This is a genomic window from Actinoplanes sp. ATCC 53533 (assembly GCF_003947245.1).
In genome coordinates, this window is the sequence record NZ_QHHV01000631.1 from 1 (window position 1) to 652 (window position 652).

1 protein-coding gene is annotated in these 652 nt (G+C 67.5%); it reads left to right on the top strand.

The window, feature by feature from the left end; translation table 11 throughout:
• Positions 1-131: 131 nt before the first annotated feature.
• The coding region (locus DMB66_RS60375) for a hypothetical protein (RefSeq protein ID WP_148113003.1) at positions 132-652 on the top strand (521 nt) is incomplete at its 3' end.

Genomic DNA, 652 nt, shown 5'->3' on the forward strand with positions numbered 1-652 from the left:
TCAACCATTCGTCGCCCAAGCTGGCGATCACGTACAACACGAAGCCGAACGCCCCTGGCGACCGTAAGTCGGACGGCAAGGCCTGCGCGACCGGAGCCTCTCGGCCGTATGCGCTGACCAACGTGCCCTTCATGTCGGCCAAGCAGTCCGACCCGGATACCAGCCAGCAGTCGCTCACCACCGACTTCTACTGGTGGCCCGCAGGCGGCGCCCGCAGCGAGTCGAACAAGATCGCGCAGTCGTCCGGTAACCCGTCACCGGTGTCCAAGGCGATCCCGGCCGGCCGGCTCGCGGACAACACCACTTACGTCTGGCAGTCGCGTACCTGGGACGGTACCGACCATGGCGCCTGGTCCGGGACGTGTGAGTTCACCGCCGACCTCACACCGCCGGCACCGCCGACAAGTGTGATCTCGACGCAGTACCCGGTTGACGCGCCGACCGTGCCGGGCAGCGGTGGCGTGGGGCTGACCGGTGAGTTCACCGTCGGCGCCCCGAGTACTCGGCCCACGGACATCGTCGCGTACGCCTACACCCTCGATTCCGGAATCCAGGCCAGCGGTGCCCGGACGGTGCCCGCTGAGGCCAATCACTCCGGTGTCGATCAAGAACCTCGCTCCGACCCGGGACGGTGTGAACACGCTGCGGGTGT